Below are 16,397 nucleotides of genomic sequence, written 5' to 3' on the forward strand. Positions count from 1 at the left end.
ATCAGTTTGCCAGTGTTTATAAGAACTTCTGCGTCATTGCGGGTGCAAAAGTAGTCACTCTTTTCGATTAAACAATACCTTTTCCAATCTTTTTTGAAAGTATTTTTTAACCCTCTGGTTTTTCGGGTTTTACAACAACTCTTTTTTGGATGTTTCTGGATTTGCAACAAGAAGTTTTGGAAATCTTAACCGTTTTGGGGCGGTTGGACCCAATTCAAACGCCGACAAAGACAAATTCACCAAGGCAAATCAGCCATCAAAACGGATTTTTAAACCAAAAACGCTCCTGAAAACGCTCTTTTACAGAATTTCAAAGGATAATGCCCTCGATTGTCCCCCAAAACAAGGATGTCCCTTTTTGAAAACCTACTTATATATAAAGAGAAACGTCTTTATGAAAATCAATTGCCCTAGCCCCGATAGCAGTGAAAATCCTTTTGTGCCGGCGTTCGGCACAAAAGATTGCAACGGATAGCGGGAAATAGCTTCTAGAAAAACCAGCCCTATATATAATGTATAAACTTGTACTTATATATTGTATGTATTTTAGTAATGCCCTATATTTGCAATCACAAAATTAAAAACAATGATTAAGATTACTTTGCCCGACGGGTCAGTTAGAGAGTTTGATTCAGGCGTAACGCCGATGGAGGTTGCTAAAAGCATTAGTGAGGGATTTGCCAGAAACGTGATTTCGGCTTCTTTCAATGGTACAATTGTAGAAACCACGACTCCTTTGACGACGGACGGCAGTCTTACATTATATACTTGGAATGACGAAGGCGGCAAGAAAGCTTTTTGGCATTCGACTTCACACGTAATGGCGCAAGCTCTTGAAGAAATGTATCCAGGAATCAAATTAACTCTTGGACCAGCAATCTCTAACGGGTTTTACTATGACGTGGATTTTGAAGACCAAAAAATCACGGATGCCGATTTCAAAAAAATTGAGGATCGAGTTTTGGAAATTTCAAGAGAGAAACACGAATTCAAATTGCGTCCTGTATCTAAAGCGGAAGCTTTGGAAATCTACAAAGACAATGTTTATAAAACCGAATTGATTTCGAATCTAGAAGACGGAACCATTACTTTTTGCGATCATTCTACTTTCACTGATTTGTGTCGTGGTGGCCATATTCCGAATACTGGAATCATCAAGGCAATGAAAATTATGAGTGTTGCAGGTGCTTATTGGCGTGGTGATGAAAAGAACAAACAGCTTACCCGTGTTTATGGTGTTTCGTTTCCAAAGCAAAAAGACTTGACAGAATATCTGGAATTGTTGGAAGAAGCCAAACGCAGAGACCACAGAAAACTGGGAAAAGAATTGGAATTGTTCGCATTTTCGTCCAAAGTGGGTCAAGGTTTGCCTTTGTGGTTGCCTAAAGGTGCCGCTTTGCGTGACAGATTAGAGCAATTTTTGAAGAAAGCACAGAAAAAAGCAGGCTACGAACAAGTGGTAACCCCTCATATTGGACAAAAAGAATTATACGTGACTTCTGGTCATTATGCCAAATACGGTGCCGATAGTTTTCAACCGATAAACACTCCAGCTGAAGGTGAAGAGTTTTTGTTGAAACCGATGAACTGTCCTCATCACTGTGAAATCTATAATGTAAGACCTTGGTCGTACAAAGATTTACCAAAGCGTTACGCTGAATTTGGAACTGTTTATCGTTACGAACAAAGTGGTGAATTGCACGGTTTGACTCGTGTTCGTGGATTTACCCAAGATGACGCGCATATTTTTTGTACTCCAGACCAATTGGATCAAGAGTTCAAAAACGTGATTGATTTGGTTTTGTATGTTTTTGGTTCATTAGGATTCGAAAACTTCACGGCTCAGATTTCGTTGCGCGATCAAGAAAACAAGGACAAATATATAGGTAGCGACGAAAATTGGGAAAAAGCAGAAAATGCCATCATCAATGCCGCTGCCGACAAAGGATTGAAAACAGTTGTAGCTTATGGCGAAGCCGCTTTCTATGGTCCGAAATTGGATTTTATGGTAAAAGATGCCCTTGGAAGACAATGGCAATTGGGAACCATCCAGGTAGATTACAACTTGCCGGAGCGTTTTGAATTGACCTACAAAGGTTCTGACGATCAATTACATACTCCCGTGATGATTCACAGGGCACCTTTTGGATCGATGGAACGTTTTATCGCAATTTTAATAGAACACACAGCAGGAAAATTCCCGCTTTGGTTGATGCCGGAACAGGCTATTATATTGTCTTTGAGCGAGAAATATGAAATATATGCGAAAAAAGTTTTAAGTCTGCTAGAAAATCACGAAATTCGCGCCCTTATAGACAACCGAAACGAGACAATCGGAAAGAAAATTAGGGATGCCGAAATGCAGAAAACCCCGTTTATGCTGATTGTAGGCGAGGAAGAAGAGAAAAACGGCACTATATCCATACGTCGTCATGGACAAGAAGGAAAAGGAAACATTACCGTTACAATTGAAGAATTTGCTGCAATTGTAAACGAAGAAATAAGCAAAACACTAAAAGTATTTACAGTTTAACTTAAATTATAAAGTCATAGCAATAAGAAGTAATAGAGGTTACCAACCTCGAGTAGAAAAAAAAGATGCCCACAGAATAAACAATCATATTCGTGGTGTACAAGAAGTAAGGCTTGTAGGTGAAAATATTGAGCCTGGAGTTTTTAAACTTTCTGAGGCATTAAGATTGGCCGACGAATTTGAACTTGATTTAGTTGAGATTTCGCCTAATGCAGAACCGCCTGTTTGCAAAATAATGGACTATAAAAAGTTCGTTTACATGCAAAAGAAACGTGAGAAAGAGCTTAAAGCAAAATCTACTCAAATTGTAGTGAAAGAAATTCGTTTTGGTCCTCAAACGGATGAACACGATTATGAGTTTAAAAGAAAGAATGCAGAAAAATTCCTGAAAGAAGGTTCCAAATTGAAAGCGTTTGTTTTCTTTAAAGGACGTTCGATCATTTATAAAGACCAAGGACAAATCTTGTTGTTGAGATTAGCCACCGATCTTGAAGAATTTGGAAAAGTGGAAGCAATGCCAGTTCTCGAAGGAAAGAGAATGATTATGTTCATTGCTCCGAAGAAAAAGAAATAAGCAGTTGACAGTCGCAGTTTTCAGTTTTCAGACTGCAAACTAAAAACCGAGACTAAAAACTAAAAGATAAGTAAGTAAGAATAAATTAAAACACTAGGAAAAAATGCCTAAAATGAAAACCAAATCTAGCGCCAAGAAACGTTTTAAAGTTACTGGTTCTGGAAAGATCAAAAGAAAACATGCTTTCAAAAGTCACATCTTGACCAAGAAATCTAAAAAACGTAAATTAGCTTTGACTCACTCAGCGCTAGTTCACAAAACAGATGAGAAAAGCATCAAACAACAATTAAGAATTATCTAATCGACAATTATCAATTGTCAATTATGAAAAAATAATTCTTTAGGTTAAAACAATTTAAAATAACCTTGGAGTATGGCCTTAAGTTCCCTTGATTAAATTCGGGACGCCTGCTACAAAAAAAACAGAAAAATTATGCCAAGATCAGTAAATTCAGTTGCTAAAAGAGCAAGAAGAAAAAAGATAATGAAGCAAGCCAAAGGTTTCTTTGGTAGACGTAAAAACGTTTGGACAGTTGCAAAAAATGCGGTTGAGAAAGCAATGTGCTACGCTTACCGTGACAGAAAAGTGAATAAAAGAAATTTCCGCGCTTTGTGGATTCAACGTATCAACGCTGGAGCTAGATTAGAAGGAATGTCTTATTCACAATTCATCGGGAAATGTAAAGCTAACAACATCGAATTGAACCGTAAAGTTCTTGCCGATTTAGCCATGAATCACCCAACAGCTTTCAAAGCAATACTTAATAAAGTAAAATAAACGTTTTATCAACTCAATTTAAGATTACTTACTTATATGGAAACCCAGTCGAAAGATTGGGTTTTTTTATGGGTATATTTTAAAGTTACCTTGATATTTTAACAAATTTTTCATACCCTAATATACAAATTACCCTACTTTTGAAAAAACTAAATTAATATGAAAAAAGTACTACTCTTAAGTTGTTTATTCCTTTCACTAACAAGTGTAACATCACAAACTTTTTCAACCGAAAAAAAGAATGACTCTCAAGGATATTCTTATGAAACGGTAAAGAATGATAAAACAGGAGTTAGAGTTTATACATTGAAAAATGGTTTGAAAGTCTATTTGGCAAAAAATACCGACGAACCAAGAATACAAACCTACATCCCTGTAAGAACGGGTTCCAACAATGACCCGTCCGACAATACCGGTTTGGCACATTATCTTGAACATATGGTTTTCAAAGGAACCAGCAAAATGGGAACCCAGAACTGGGAGACGGAAAAAAAATTGATTACACAAATTTCTGATTTGTACGAACAACATAAAGCAGAAACCTATCCTGAAAAAAAGAAAGCCCTATACAAACGCATCGATGAAGTTTCCCAAGAAGCCTCAAAATATTCGGTGGCCAATGAATATGACAAGCTCATTTCTTCATTAGGTGCAAAAGGAACAAATGCCCACACTTCTTTAAACGAGACTGTTTACAAAAACAACATTCCGGCAAACGAGTTGGAAAAATGGATGATTGTCGAAAAGGAACGTTTCTCTGAATTGGTTTTGCGACTTTTCCATACCGAATTAGAGGCCGTTTATGAAGAATACAATCGTGCCCAAGACAATGATGGACGCATCGTGAACTATGAATTAATGAGCGCTTTATTCCCCACTACTCCTTACGGACAGCAAACTACCATTGGCAAACCGGAGCATTTGAAAAACCCTTCCATGGTTGCCATTCATAACTATTTCAACACCTATTATGTACCAAACAATATGGCAGTAGTTTTGGTTGGAGATCTCGATTTTGACAAAACCATAAAAATGGTGGATAAATATTTTGGAACATTTGCTTACAAAGAACTACCGATGAAAAAGCAAGTTGTTGAAAAACCAATGACTTCCATAGTAGAAAGAGAAGTAAAAAGTCCAACCGCAGAGAGGTTGACCATGGCTTGGAGAACCTCTGGAGTAGGAACTAAAGAAGCATTATTGGCAGATATCACATCCAGTATATTATCCAACCCTGGCGATGTTGGTTTAATTGACATCGACATCAATCAAAAACAATTGGCATTGGGTGCCGGTGCCTATTCAACAACCTTCAATGATTATGGTTACCTAGGATTGGTTATATCTGTCAAGGAAGGACAGACTTTGGAGGAAGGCAAAAAATTAATGCTTGCAGAAATTGACAAAATTAAAAAAGGAGCATTTGACGAATGGATGATTCAGGCAGTAATCAACAACATGAAACTGGATCGAATGAAAAATTACGAATCCGGTGACGGTTTGGCAACATCATTATACCGTACGTTTATTCAAGGTAGAAGTTGGACTGAAACATTATCTGAAATCAATGAATTATCAAAAATTTCCAAAGCAGATATTGTGAAATTTGCCAACAACTTTTGCAAAGACAACTATGTAATTGTTTATAAAAGAAAAGGAGTTAACGATAAACTGGTTCGTGTATCCAACCCCGGCATTACTCCTGTCCAATTGAACCGAGATTCACAATCGGAATTTTACAAAAACTTTTCCAAGTTAACTTCTACCGACTTGACTCCGGTTTACGTTGATTTTAAAAAAGAAATACAAACCAAAAAGGTAAAAAACACCACTTTCAGTTTTACAAAAAATAATACCAACACCATTTCAAATCTGTATTATATTTTCAATATGGGGTCGGATCACAACAAAAAACTGTCCTTGGCAATGGGAATGTTGGACTTTTTAGGTACAGACAAAATGAGTGCCGAAGATGTCAAAAAAGAGTTTTATAAAATTGGAGTTGCCTATTCCGTCAGTACAGGAAGTGATTTGAGCTATATTTCTCTTTCCGGTTTAGAAAGCAACTTGCCTAAGGGAATTGCTTTATTGGAAGACTTGTTGAAAAATGTAAAACCAGACCAAGAAGTGTACAACACCACGGTGACCACCATTTTAAACACGAGAGCCAATTCAAAAAAACGTAAAGAAAACATCATGATTGCATTGACCAGTTATGCAAAATATGGAAAAAATTCCCGTTTTAGAGACATTCTTTCCGAAAAGGAATTGAAGGAAATGAACGTTTCAGAACTCACCAATTTGCTAAAAGGCCTTACTGATTATGAACACCAAATTTTCTTTTATGGAAACGATTTGAATCCGATTGTTGCCGCTTTGGAAAAAAATCACAATCTAAATGCCAATAAAGCCATTCCAAGTCCGAAAATTTATCCTGAACCAGAAACTACAAACAAAGTCTATTTTGCCAACTACGACATGGTTCAAGCAGAAATGACCCGAATTGCAAAAGGCGAAAAATACAATTCAGACATAACTGGAACTGTCAACGTGTTTAATTCTTATTTTGGAGCTGGATTATCGTCCATCGTTTTCCAAGAAATCAGGGAATCAAAATCTTTGGCTTATTCTGCCCGAGCAGTCTATGGCATTGCCAATGAAAAAAACCTGTCCGATTACATGCAAGTTAACATTGGAACACAAGCCAACAAATTGCCTCAAGCTGTTGACGCCATTTCAGCATTATTAAACGAAATGCCAAAAATTGAAAAGCAATTCAACAACGCCAAAGATTCGAGCCTGAAACAAATTGCTTCCTCCAGAATCATAAAGACAAATATTTTCTTCAATCAAATGAGCTTGAAAAAATTAGGTTTCGATTATGACATCAGAAAAGACATCTACAAAAACATCCAGAATCTTACTTTAGATGCCACGAATGACTTTTTTAACAAGGAGGTCAAAACTAAAAAATACAACACGGCCATCATTGGCAAGAAAGAAACTTTAGACTTTGAAGCTCTTAAAAAATTAGGAACCATTGAAGAAGTTTCTTTGGAAGAAATTTTCAATTACTAATGATTCCAGAAATAATCCAATATTTTTCCATAAAAACCCAGTCGAAAGATTGGGTTTCTTGTTTTACATCATTTACATTTGTCCAATGGACGAGATAATTAAACACATACAAAAGTTTATTTCTTTAAATAATGACGAAGCCGAAATCGTGTTGTCTTATTTTAAAACCGAAACCTTCAAAAAGAAACAACTCCTTTTGCAAGAAAATCAAACCTGCAACAAACAGTATTTTATCATAAAAGGATGTGTCCGTTTTTATATCAACAATACCAAAGGAATTGAACAAACGCTTCAATTTGGGATTGAAAACTGGTGGATTACCGATTATTTGAGTTTTCAATATCAAACGCCATCCCACTTCAACATTCAAGCCATTGAAAAATTGGAAACACTTTCGATAGACAGAACATCATTCGAAGAATTATTGGAACGATTTCCAAAACTCGAAAAATACTTTCGATTGGTCATCCAGAAGTCTTTTGGAGCTTCGCAAGTTCGAATCCACTACTTGTTCACGATGTCTGCCGAAGAGCGATTTCATCACATGAATAATATGTTTCCTGAATTTATTCAGCGAGTTCCACAATACATGCTTGCTTCTTATTTGGATTTTTCACCTGAATTTATGAGTAAAATTCGCGCTGGGAAAGTCTAATTTGTTTTCTTGAAGTAGTTCAAGTTTTTTGAAGATTCACTTGCAGACCTTTGTAATGAATTTAAAAACACATTAAAAATGGAAACTAGAGTAAACATTTTGCAAACACAACCAGAAGCATACAAAGCAATGATGGGATTAGAAAAATACATCGCTGCCACTTCATTAACACCAACCCACAAAGAGCTAATCAAGATTAGGGCTTCCCAAATTAATGGCTGTGCTTTCTGCATCAATATGCACACCAGAGATGCCAGAAAAATGGGAGAAACCGAACAACGAATTTACCTTTTGAATGCTTGGAGAGAAACGACCCTTTACACTGAAGAAGAGCAAGCGATTCTTGCCATGACTGAAGAAGTTACTTTAATCCAGAATCACTTGTCAAAAGTAACTTATGACAATGCCCGAAAATTGTTTGACGAGAAATATATCGCAGAAATCATTATGATGATTACCACAATCAATGCCTGGAATCGAATTGCCATTGCCACAGAAATGCCAATTGACTAAATTTTCAATTCAAATCCCAATCGAAAGGTTGGGATTTTTGTTTTATATGAAGAAGAAATGAATACAAACAAAGCTTCTCGATACAATTTTGAATAGTAAAGCTATCGCATTACTATTCAAAATCACTCGAAAAGACGAATTCTTTTTAGAACAGCTGACTTATTAATCTAATTTAAAAACTTTAAAATTATCAAACTGCTGGTGACTTTTAGAAGTTCTGAATCCAAAAAATCCTTGCTTATAAGGCTTGTCGTCTTGAAAATTCCAATACAATTCTCCATTCAAGAAATATTGTATATGACCATTATTGACAATTATTTTTACCGAATATAATTTGTTTCCAACCAAAAGATGCTCCTTGTCGGTATATTCCTTTAAAATAGATTTATCCTCAATCCCGTTGTATTTTCTAAATCGGGTAAATTTATTGTAATGCCCGCCAACACCGGCATAATAAAGATTCAAGTTGTCATAGGAAGCAAATTTTCCATCCCGTTTTATAGAATTGGGACTTAATGGATCGGTTGCCATCCAAAAAGCATTCAAATCAGAAACTCGGTCAAAAGCACCGCCTTCATCCATCACTTTTACATCGTAAGTAATCATTATATTTCCGGACAATTGGGTTTTAAACCAAATGGTCGCTCCAATGGAAGTCGAAACATCCAATTTACCATCAATAATTTTTAGGCTTGATGTTTCTGGTTTTTCAAATTCAACGTTCCAATTGGACAAATCCAAATCGAAATTGTCGGAATAAATCACTTTCGTTTTCAATCCTTCTTTCGTTTTAGATTGTGAAAAAAGGGGAATCGCAAAAACCAAAAAAACTAAAACCAAATACTTACTTTTCATATGTGTCTTTTTTATAATACCAATAATCCAAATTCCCTCAAAGTATTGACTGGTTTGGAATACCAAAACAATTCAAAATCCTCCAAATGAGTTTCAAAATCGGATTTTATTTCTTTAAATGAATAGATTTTGGAGTTAGATGATGAAATTTTATCAAGAATTTGCACCAGCCATTCTCCTTCATTTTTTCCTGTTTGAATGCTAAAACTTTCCTTTTTGTCATGAAAAGTCAAAGTCATCATTTCCCAACTATTTCCTTTTTTGGTTTTCGTGAAATATTCCACAAGTGGCTTCCCTCCTAGCCAAACGATTTTGGCAGTCGGTTTTATATTGAAATCTTCCGTTTCTTCTAAAGCATTGGTAATAAAATCGGGATGGATTTTTGTTTTCGGGATTTTGAAATCGAACCACTCTTGCAATTCATAATCAAAGCAAATGCCGTGCATAAAATTGAACAAGGATTTTTTTAATCCAAAACTGAATTTATCGTGGTCGATTCCTGTTTTGTCCACATAATTAATATCGTTGTTGGCGAAAGTTCCAATGGTTTCCGTTTCCTTGACAACGCCAAATTTCTCTGGATACATTCCCACCGGGCTGTGTGCCGTCATCGCAAACTGATGCCAAAATCCCGATTGCAAAACACCCACTTCAAACAATTGTCGCACCATTTCCAGACTGTCCACCGTCTCCTGAACCGTTTGCGTTGGATAACCGTACATCAAATAAGCGTGTACCATAATTCCGGCTTCTGTAAAATTTCGGGTGACTTTTGCCACTTGTTCTACCGTTACGCCTTTGTCAATCAATTTTAATAATCGGTCCGAAGCTACTTCGAGTCCGCCAGAAACGGCAATACATCCAGAAGCTTTCAGCAACAAACACAAATCTCCCGTGAAACTTTTTTCAAATCGAATATTTGTCCACCAAGTAACCGATAATTTTCTGCGAAGAATTTCAAGTGCCAAAGCTCTCATCAGGGCGGGTGGCGCAGCTTCATCTACATAATGAAAACCGTTTTGACCGGTTTGCGTTATCATTTCCTCCATTCGATCGCACAATAAATTGGCGGCGATGGGTTCGTACAATTTTATATAATCCAATGAAATATCACAAAAAGTACATTTTCCCCAATAGCAACCGTGCGCCATAGTGAGTTTATTCCATCGTCCGTCGCTCCACATTCGATGCATTGGATTCACGATTTCGATAACCGAAATGTATTTATCCAAAAACAAATCGGAGTAATCTGGTGTACCTACATCGGATTGTTTGTAATCTGGTTTCAATGAATTGTTTTTGTAAACTACTTTTTCGTTTTCTAATAGAAAAGTTCTTTTGAATTGTCCTTCGAAAGATTCCGGTTTACAAACAGCCTCCACTAATAATTCCACTGGTAATTCTCCATCATCCAAAGTGATGTAATCGAAAAATTCAAAAACGCGAGCATCCGAAAGCGAACGCAATTCGGTATTGGGAAAACCGCCTCCCATTGAAATCTTGATATTCGGATAGTTTTTTCGAACCCACTGCGCGGAACGAAAAGCCGAGTATAAATTCCCTGGAAAAGGAACAGAAATCAAGAACAATTCGGGCTGAATGGTTTCGATTTTTTTCTTCAAAAGCGAGAATAAAACTTCGTCTATATAAGTTGGTTCTTCTTGAAGAGCTAAATATAATTCATCAAACGAATTGGCACTTCGGCCCAAACGTTCCGCATAGCGACTGAAACCAAAATTGGCATCGACACATTCCACGATAAAATCGGAAATATCTTCAAGATATAAAGTTGCCAAATGCTTGGCTTTGTCCTGCGTTCCCATTGTTCCAAAAGCCCAATCCAATTCTTCCAATTGTGCAAAACGGGAAGCTTCCGGCAAATAATCTTCCTGACAAATTTGGAGTGCCAATGTTGGATTTTTCCCTTGTAAAAACGCAATAACCGAATCAATGGTTTTGATGTATTCGTCTTGCAAAGCAAAAATTCGTTTGCAGTTGTCAGTCTTTGGGTGGTGGTTGTTCGATTGAAACAAATCAATTAATCCTTCTTTCGAAAATAATTTCAAAATCACTTCAATACCCATATCCGCTTGTGTTGCCGAAATGTTTTTGGTATTCAGAAACCCTTTGATGTAAGCCGTTGCCGGATACGGCGTATTCAGTTGGGTAAAGGGTGGCGTGATGAGAAATACTTGGGTTTTCAAAAGAAATGTTTTGTGCAAAAATAATGTATATTTATTGTTTTTCGACAAAAGAAATAATTCCTAATTATTTGTTCTAATCCAGTATTTCATTGGATTACAAATCATGTAAAATTCTTCGAAAAGCACTTTTTACCCTTGCTTTTTTAAATATAAAATTCATACAAAATTAATTGCTTTAACATCAAAGCATTGATTTTTTTATTTACATTTGTGTACAAAATTCCCACAATGAGGCTTAAATTTTTACTTCTATTTATCATATTTCACCAATGTCTTTTTGTTTTTTCTCAAGAAACAAGTCCAAATTTATCCAACAACTTTTTATTTGAAGATAAAAATGGAAACCTGATTACTAATCCTTCAGAGCAAGAAGAATACTTGGCAAAGCGTCAAAAAACAACCGAAATATATGTTAAAAACAATACAAGTAAAGCAGCAAGCCAAGTTCCAAGCCAATTATGTTCTAATGGTGGTTTTGAAGAATTTGTCAACGAAAATGGAGTAAATGTTCTAAAAAACTTTCAATATACAGTAGAAAATCCCTTAAAACCCATACAATGTAGATCTGCCACACAAACTGCCAATTTGAGCATCAAACAATACAATCCGAATGACATTGGCTTAATGGTCACTACCGTTCCATCCAATTTTCTGGATGACTATATTGGAAACATTGATGCTTTCGATCAATATTCTCTAAAACTAAATTATAAAGAATCCCAACCGACAATGGCTTTGGTTCAAGCCCAAAGATTCAAAACAGACAATGAAACTGTATTAAAATTTAACTATAAAGCGGTTTTACAAAGTGTTTCCGGCAGTGGCCATCTCAATGAACAGCCCTTTTTCAAAGCAAGGATTGTCGATAAAAATGGCAAAGTGGTAAGCGAATTTTGTTTAACTGGAGACCCGCAAAATTGTATTTATACCCAAGCTCCAGTCCTGCAAAATGGAAATATTGTTTTATACACCAAAAACTGGCAATCTGGAGAACTGGACATTTCTTCGATACCAAATAATGAAAACTTCACGGTAGAATTCATGACTACCCGATGTGGTCTTGGAGGTCACTTTGGCTACTCTTACATCGACGATATTTGTATGTCGCATTCTAACGAAAGCCTGCAAGGCAGCATTGAATTAGACCCTTTATTTCAATCTTGTCCAAAATCACCGGTATCGATCTGTGGCGGATTTACAATTCCAAATTCAGGCGACATCAAGGCAACGGTAAAATCGATTGAATTAAAAATTTATGATTCTTCCAATAAATTAATCCATACGACCACAACCACTACAAGTCTGGATTTGGATAAAAAAAGATTTTGCTTTGATTTAGACTTGACCACATTACCAAACACAACTACCGAAAGTTACAATGTAAGTGCTTCCATCAATTATAATATTGAAATGGATCCAACGGCTTGCAGCGGAACTAGTTTCAATGAAGTGACAGACGACGATGCCAATTCTGGTTGGGATATCACGTTCTTGAATTGCGACCCAAAATGTACATTAAAACTAGAAACGGCAAGTTTAAGCTTGTGTGATGACAACAAAAACGGAAAAGAGTTTTTTGACCTGACTAATCTGGAGCCTCTTGTTGCCGTGAATCAAACAGGAATAACATTTTCCTATTTCACAAAACTGGAGGATGCCACTACCGATAAAAATCCAATTGTAAATTTCAAAAATTACGATAGCTTTAGCACAACCTTATTTGTGAGGGCAACAATGGATCCAGACTGTTACAAAATAATAGCCGTAAAACTCATTGTAAGAAACCCGACAGCAAACATAACGGGAGTCTTGAATGTTTGTAGCGGAAGCACCTTGTTGACTGCCACAAAAGGAGTAAGTTATTTGTGGTCCAATGGCGAGACAACCCAAAGTATTAGTGCAACCCATACCGGATTGTATTCCGTGACGGTAACAGACGCCTCGGGTTGCAAGGCTGTTGGAACGGTAACCATAATACCAAACCAGGTTGCTGCCCAACCCACAATTAAAATTACCCAACCCAGCTGCTCTGTATTCACAGGTTCAATAGAAGTTACCTCGCCAGCATCGGAATATAGTTTTGATGATGGAAAAACTTGGGGAACTAATCCGGAAATTAAAAATTTACCCATAGGAACTTATTATGTAAAAATTAGAACTGCCAGCGGATGCGAATCTTATAACACCAAAATTAACCTTGTTCCATTCTTGAGTTCTTTTCCCACTTACTCCAAAATTGACCCAAAATTCTGTGGAGACATTGGTAGCATAACCATTACAACCCCATCTTCCAGCTATAGTTTTGATGATGGTTTGACTTGGGGAACCAACAACACGATGACGGATCTTCCATCGGGCAGTTACCGTATAAGGGTAAAAGATGCTCTTGGCTGTATTTCAAATTATAACAATGTAGAACTCAATTCACAGTTTCTTCCGGATCCAAAATTTATTATGTCAAATCCATATTGTTCCAATTTGGGAAGCATTATCATAACGACTCCTGCCGCTTTCTACAGTTTTGACGGAGGAACTGTTTGGCAAACATCCAATACAATGACTAATTTAAAAATTGGAAGTTATGTCGTTAGCATAAAAAATGACAAAGGCTGTACCTCCAGCCTGGCTTATGTTTATCTAAATAGTTTAGAAAGCAGTTATCCAGAATACGAAAAAATCGAAGCCGGTTGCAATTCTTATGGCAGCATCGAAATAAAAACTCTTGGCGATTTGTATAGTTTTGACAATGGAGCCCATTGGACGACTAATCCAATTTTGAAAAACTTGAATGGTGGTGCCAATGTACAGCTAATGGTTCAAAAAGGAGGAACTTGTAATTCTAGAACACAATCTGTCGGGATATTCAACTACTTCCGTCCACTGCCTGTTGCCAATGATTATGAAGTTACCCTTTGTGACGACCTGAACGATGGTTCGGAAATAATAGACTTGACTGCCTATAATTCAAACTTGACACCAAACCCGACATCCAATAGGTTTGAATACTACACCTCTTTGTTGGGTGCCACAAACAATGACCGAAACACGATGATATCGGATTATCAAACACGTAAATTGAGTAATAGTATCAATACGGTGTATGTAAAAGTAATTTCGCAATACGGTTGTAGTTCAATTGTTGCCTTAAAATTTATATTCCTGGATTCTCCAAAAATAAACATGGAAGACAAATTTCCGCTGTGTGTGGACAAAAGCGTTTACATAAATGCCGGAATGGGCTACCACAGTTACCTTTGGTCCAATGGCGAAAAAACGCAAATCATAAACTTGTCGAAACCGGGTGATTATTGGGTAACCGTTACCGAAAAACACGGCACGTTAATTTGTGATTCAACAAAAAAATTCAATGTTTTTATGTCAAGCCCGGCAACAATAACAAGTATCTCCACAGAAGACTGGACCGATGGAGAAAATGTAATCAGCGTTTATCAATCCGGCTTGGGTGATTATGAATATTCCTTGGACAACAGAACCTATCAAGACAACAATACATTTACCAATTTGCCCGATGGTGAATATACGGTTTATGTCAGGGATAAATTTGGTTGCGGCACCACTACAAAAGAAGTTCATTTACTGATGTACCCCCGATATTTCACTCCAAACGGCGATGGAAACAACGACACTTGGAAGGTCAAATTTTCAGATATGGAAGTGGGTTTAACAGTCCGAATTTATGACCGTCATGGAAAACTGATCAAAACTTTATTTACCAATACCGACAGCTGGAACGGAACCTTCCACGGAGCCGAACTTCCTGCCACCGATTATTGGTTTATCGTGACAAGAGCCAACGGTACTGAATACAAAGGTCATTTCAGTCTAAAACGATAAAAACAAAAAAGGTCTTTTAAACAAATTTAAAAGACCTTTTTTTATACAACTTAATTTTTAAAACTTATGCTCGTCTTTACTAATTAACAATAATGAGAACAAAGAAATACAAGCGGCCATCGTCAAATAAAACCCGACATAGGTCAAGCTATAAGTTGATGCCAACCAAATAGCAATCATCGGAGCAAAAGCCGCTCCAAGAATTCCGGCCATGTTAAAAGTTAATGAAGCTCCTGAATAACGAACCGTGGTAGGAAACAATTCGGACAAGAATGTTCCTAGAGGTCCATAAGTAAATCCCATCAAAGCCATTCCCATACATATAAAAGCAGTAACTAAAACCGTACTTCCTGAATTTAGGAAATAGGAGAAGAAAAAACCAAAAACAGCAATGGCAATCGTAGCTATAATCAGCATTTTACGGCGGCCAATTTTATCGGCAACTATCGCAGAAACCGGAATAAACAAGGCAAAAAACAACACTGAAAACAACTGGATTAACAACGCATCCCTTTTTACAAAACCTAAATCGGAAGTAGCCCAACTCAATGTGAATACCGTCATTAGATAAAATACCAAGAAAGTGGTAATGGCAGCCAATGTTCCAAAAATCAATTGGTTCTTATACGATTTAACCAAAGTCAAAAATGGAATTTTTACTTCTTCGTGTTCTTTTTTTGAATTTTCAAAAGAAGGTGTTTCGGAGATTTTTGTTCGGATATAAAAACCTACTACTACCAAAAGTGAACTGGTAATAAAAGGAATTCTCCAACCGTAATCCATAAAATCCTGACTGCTCATCGAATCCGTTAACAACAAAAAAGTCCCTCCTGAAAGCAACAAACCAATTGGTGCGCCCAATTGTGGAAACATACCATACCAAGCTCGTTTATGCGGAGGCGCATTTTCGATTGCCAGCAGAACAGCTCCTCCCCATTCACCTCCTAATCCAACACCCTGTCCAAATCGGCAAAGCATCAATAATAAAGGAGCAGCAACACCAATACTGGCATAACTAGGTAAAAAACCAATGGCAACTGTAGAAACTCCCATAGTCAACAAAGCAGCAACCAAGGTAAATTTACGTCCTATTTTATCGCCATAATGTCCAAAAAAAGCAGAACCCAATGGACGTGATATAAAGGCTATCGAAAAAGTAGCCAACGATTGCAAGGTTGCCATAGTCGGATTTGAACTCGGAAAAAACAATTGTGGAAAAACCAATACTGCGGCATTGGCATAAATATAAAAATCAAAAAATTCAATTGTAGTACCTATTAAGCTGCCGAAAAGAACGTGTTTTAATGAATTGGTTTTAGTTGGATTGGAATTATTAGTCATAAAAATGAATT

At 36.7% G+C, this 16,397-nt stretch carries 11 protein-coding genes; 8 read left to right on the forward strand and 3 right to left on the reverse strand.

Going from position 1 to position 16,397, the window contains the following annotated elements; all coding sequences use genetic code 11:
• Positions 1-586 precede the first annotated feature (586 nt).
• The 7 genes from thrS to BUC16_RS09945 all read left to right on the forward strand — a co-directional run bounded on the left by thrS (position 587) and on the right by BUC16_RS09945 (position 8,131).
• Complete coding sequence (thrS, locus tag BUC16_RS09915; RefSeq protein ID WP_073370260.1) at positions 587-2,533, forward strand: threonine--tRNA ligase; 1,947 nt, start codon at positions 587-589, stop codon at positions 2,531-2,533.
• A 16-nt stretch (positions 2,534-2,549) separates the two neighbouring features.
• Positions 2,550-3,107, forward strand: a complete 558-nt coding sequence (gene infC / locus BUC16_RS09920; RefSeq protein ID WP_394338020.1) for a translation initiation factor IF-3 — start codon at positions 2,550-2,552, stop codon at positions 3,105-3,107.
• Positions 3,108-3,210: 103 nt separating this feature from the next.
• Positions 3,211-3,408 (forward strand): 50S ribosomal protein L35, encoded by a 198-nt coding sequence (gene rpmI / locus BUC16_RS09925; RefSeq protein WP_011921545.1) that lies wholly within the window; start codon positions 3,211-3,213, stop codon positions 3,406-3,408.
• Positions 3,409-3,540: 132 nt separating this feature from the next.
• Entirely contained in the window at positions 3,541-3,885 is a 345-nt protein-coding gene (rplT, locus tag BUC16_RS09930; RefSeq protein ID WP_073370264.1) for a 50S ribosomal protein L20, read from the forward strand.
• A gap of 159 nt (positions 3,886-4,044) precedes the next feature.
• Entirely contained in the window at positions 4,045-6,963 is a 2,919-nt protein-coding gene (locus BUC16_RS09935) for a M16 family metallopeptidase (RefSeq protein WP_073370265.1), read from the forward strand.
• Between the two features lie 85 nt (positions 6,964-7,048).
• Positions 7,049-7,618 carry a Crp/Fnr family transcriptional regulator gene (locus tag BUC16_RS09940; RefSeq protein ID WP_073370749.1) on the forward strand — a complete coding sequence of 190 codons (570 nt, stop codon included), beginning with the start codon at positions 7,049-7,051 and terminating at the stop codon, positions 7,616-7,618.
• A gap of 78 nt (positions 7,619-7,696) precedes the next feature.
• The gene (locus BUC16_RS09945; RefSeq protein ID WP_073370267.1) at positions 7,697-8,131 is read left to right on the forward strand and encodes a carboxymuconolactone decarboxylase family protein; all 435 of its coding nucleotides are present in this window, start codon (positions 7,697-7,699) and stop codon (positions 8,129-8,131) included.
• Positions 8,132-8,293: 162 nt separating this feature from the next.
• On the opposite strand, the gene BUC16_RS09950 is transcribed toward BUC16_RS09945, so the two are convergent.
• Positions 8,294-8,986 (reverse strand): DUF6250 domain-containing protein, encoded by a 693-nt coding sequence (locus BUC16_RS09950; protein WP_073370268.1) that lies wholly within the window; start codon positions 8,984-8,986, stop codon positions 8,294-8,296.
• A gap of 11 nt (positions 8,987-8,997) precedes the next feature.
• Entirely contained in the window at positions 8,998-11,190 is a 2,193-nt protein-coding gene (locus tag BUC16_RS09955) for a B12-binding domain-containing radical SAM protein (protein WP_073370750.1), read from the reverse strand.
• A gap of 228 nt (positions 11,191-11,418) precedes the next feature.
• On the opposite strand from BUC16_RS09955, the gene BUC16_RS09960 reads away from it, so the two are divergent.
• Positions 11,419-15,045 carry a T9SS type B sorting domain-containing protein gene (locus tag BUC16_RS09960; RefSeq protein WP_073370270.1) on the forward strand — a complete coding sequence of 1,209 codons (3,627 nt, stop codon included), beginning with the start codon at positions 11,419-11,421 and terminating at the stop codon, positions 15,043-15,045.
• A 57-nt stretch (positions 15,046-15,102) separates the two neighbouring features.
• On the opposite strand, the gene BUC16_RS09965 is transcribed toward BUC16_RS09960, so the two are convergent.
• Positions 15,103-16,386 (reverse strand): MFS transporter, encoded by a 1,284-nt coding sequence (locus tag BUC16_RS09965; RefSeq protein ID WP_073370272.1) that lies wholly within the window; start codon positions 16,384-16,386, stop codon positions 15,103-15,105.
• Positions 16,387-16,397: the final 11 nt, after the last annotated feature.

It is taken from the genome of Flavobacterium fluvii, from assembly GCF_900129545.1.
GTDB lineage: Bacteria > Bacteroidota > Bacteroidia > Flavobacteriales > Flavobacteriaceae > Flavobacterium > Flavobacterium fluvii.

Bases quoted from the DNA above. Each gene is read 5' to 3' on its own strand.
- thrS (WP_073370260.1), top strand. From the start codon at position 587: ATGATTAAGATTACTTTGCCCGACGGGTCAGTTAGAGAGTTTGATTCA.
- rpmI (WP_011921545.1), top strand. From the start codon at position 3,211: ATGCCTAAAATGAAAACCAAATCTAGCGCCAAGAAACGTTTTAAAGTT.
- rplT (WP_073370264.1), top strand. From the start codon at position 3,541: ATGCCAAGATCAGTAAATTCAGTTGCTAAAAGAGCAAGAAGAAAAAAG.
- BUC16_RS09935 (WP_073370265.1), top strand. From the start codon at position 4,045: ATGAAAAAAGTACTACTCTTAAGTTGTTTATTCCTTTCACTAACAAGT.
- BUC16_RS09940 (WP_073370749.1), top strand. From the start codon at position 7,049: ATGGACGAGATAATTAAACACATACAAAAGTTTATTTCTTTAAATAAT.
- BUC16_RS09945 (WP_073370267.1), top strand. From the start codon at position 7,697: ATGGAAACTAGAGTAAACATTTTGCAAACACAACCAGAAGCATACAAA.
- BUC16_RS09950 (WP_073370268.1), bottom strand. From the start codon at position 8,986: ATGAAAAGTAAGTATTTGGTTTTAGTTTTTTTGGTTTTTGCGATTCCC.
- BUC16_RS09960 (WP_073370270.1), top strand. From the start codon at position 11,419: ATGAGGCTTAAATTTTTACTTCTATTTATCATATTTCACCAATGTCTT.
- BUC16_RS09965 (WP_073370272.1), bottom strand. From the start codon at position 16,386: ATGACTAATAATTCCAATCCAACTAAAACCAATTCATTAAAACACGTT.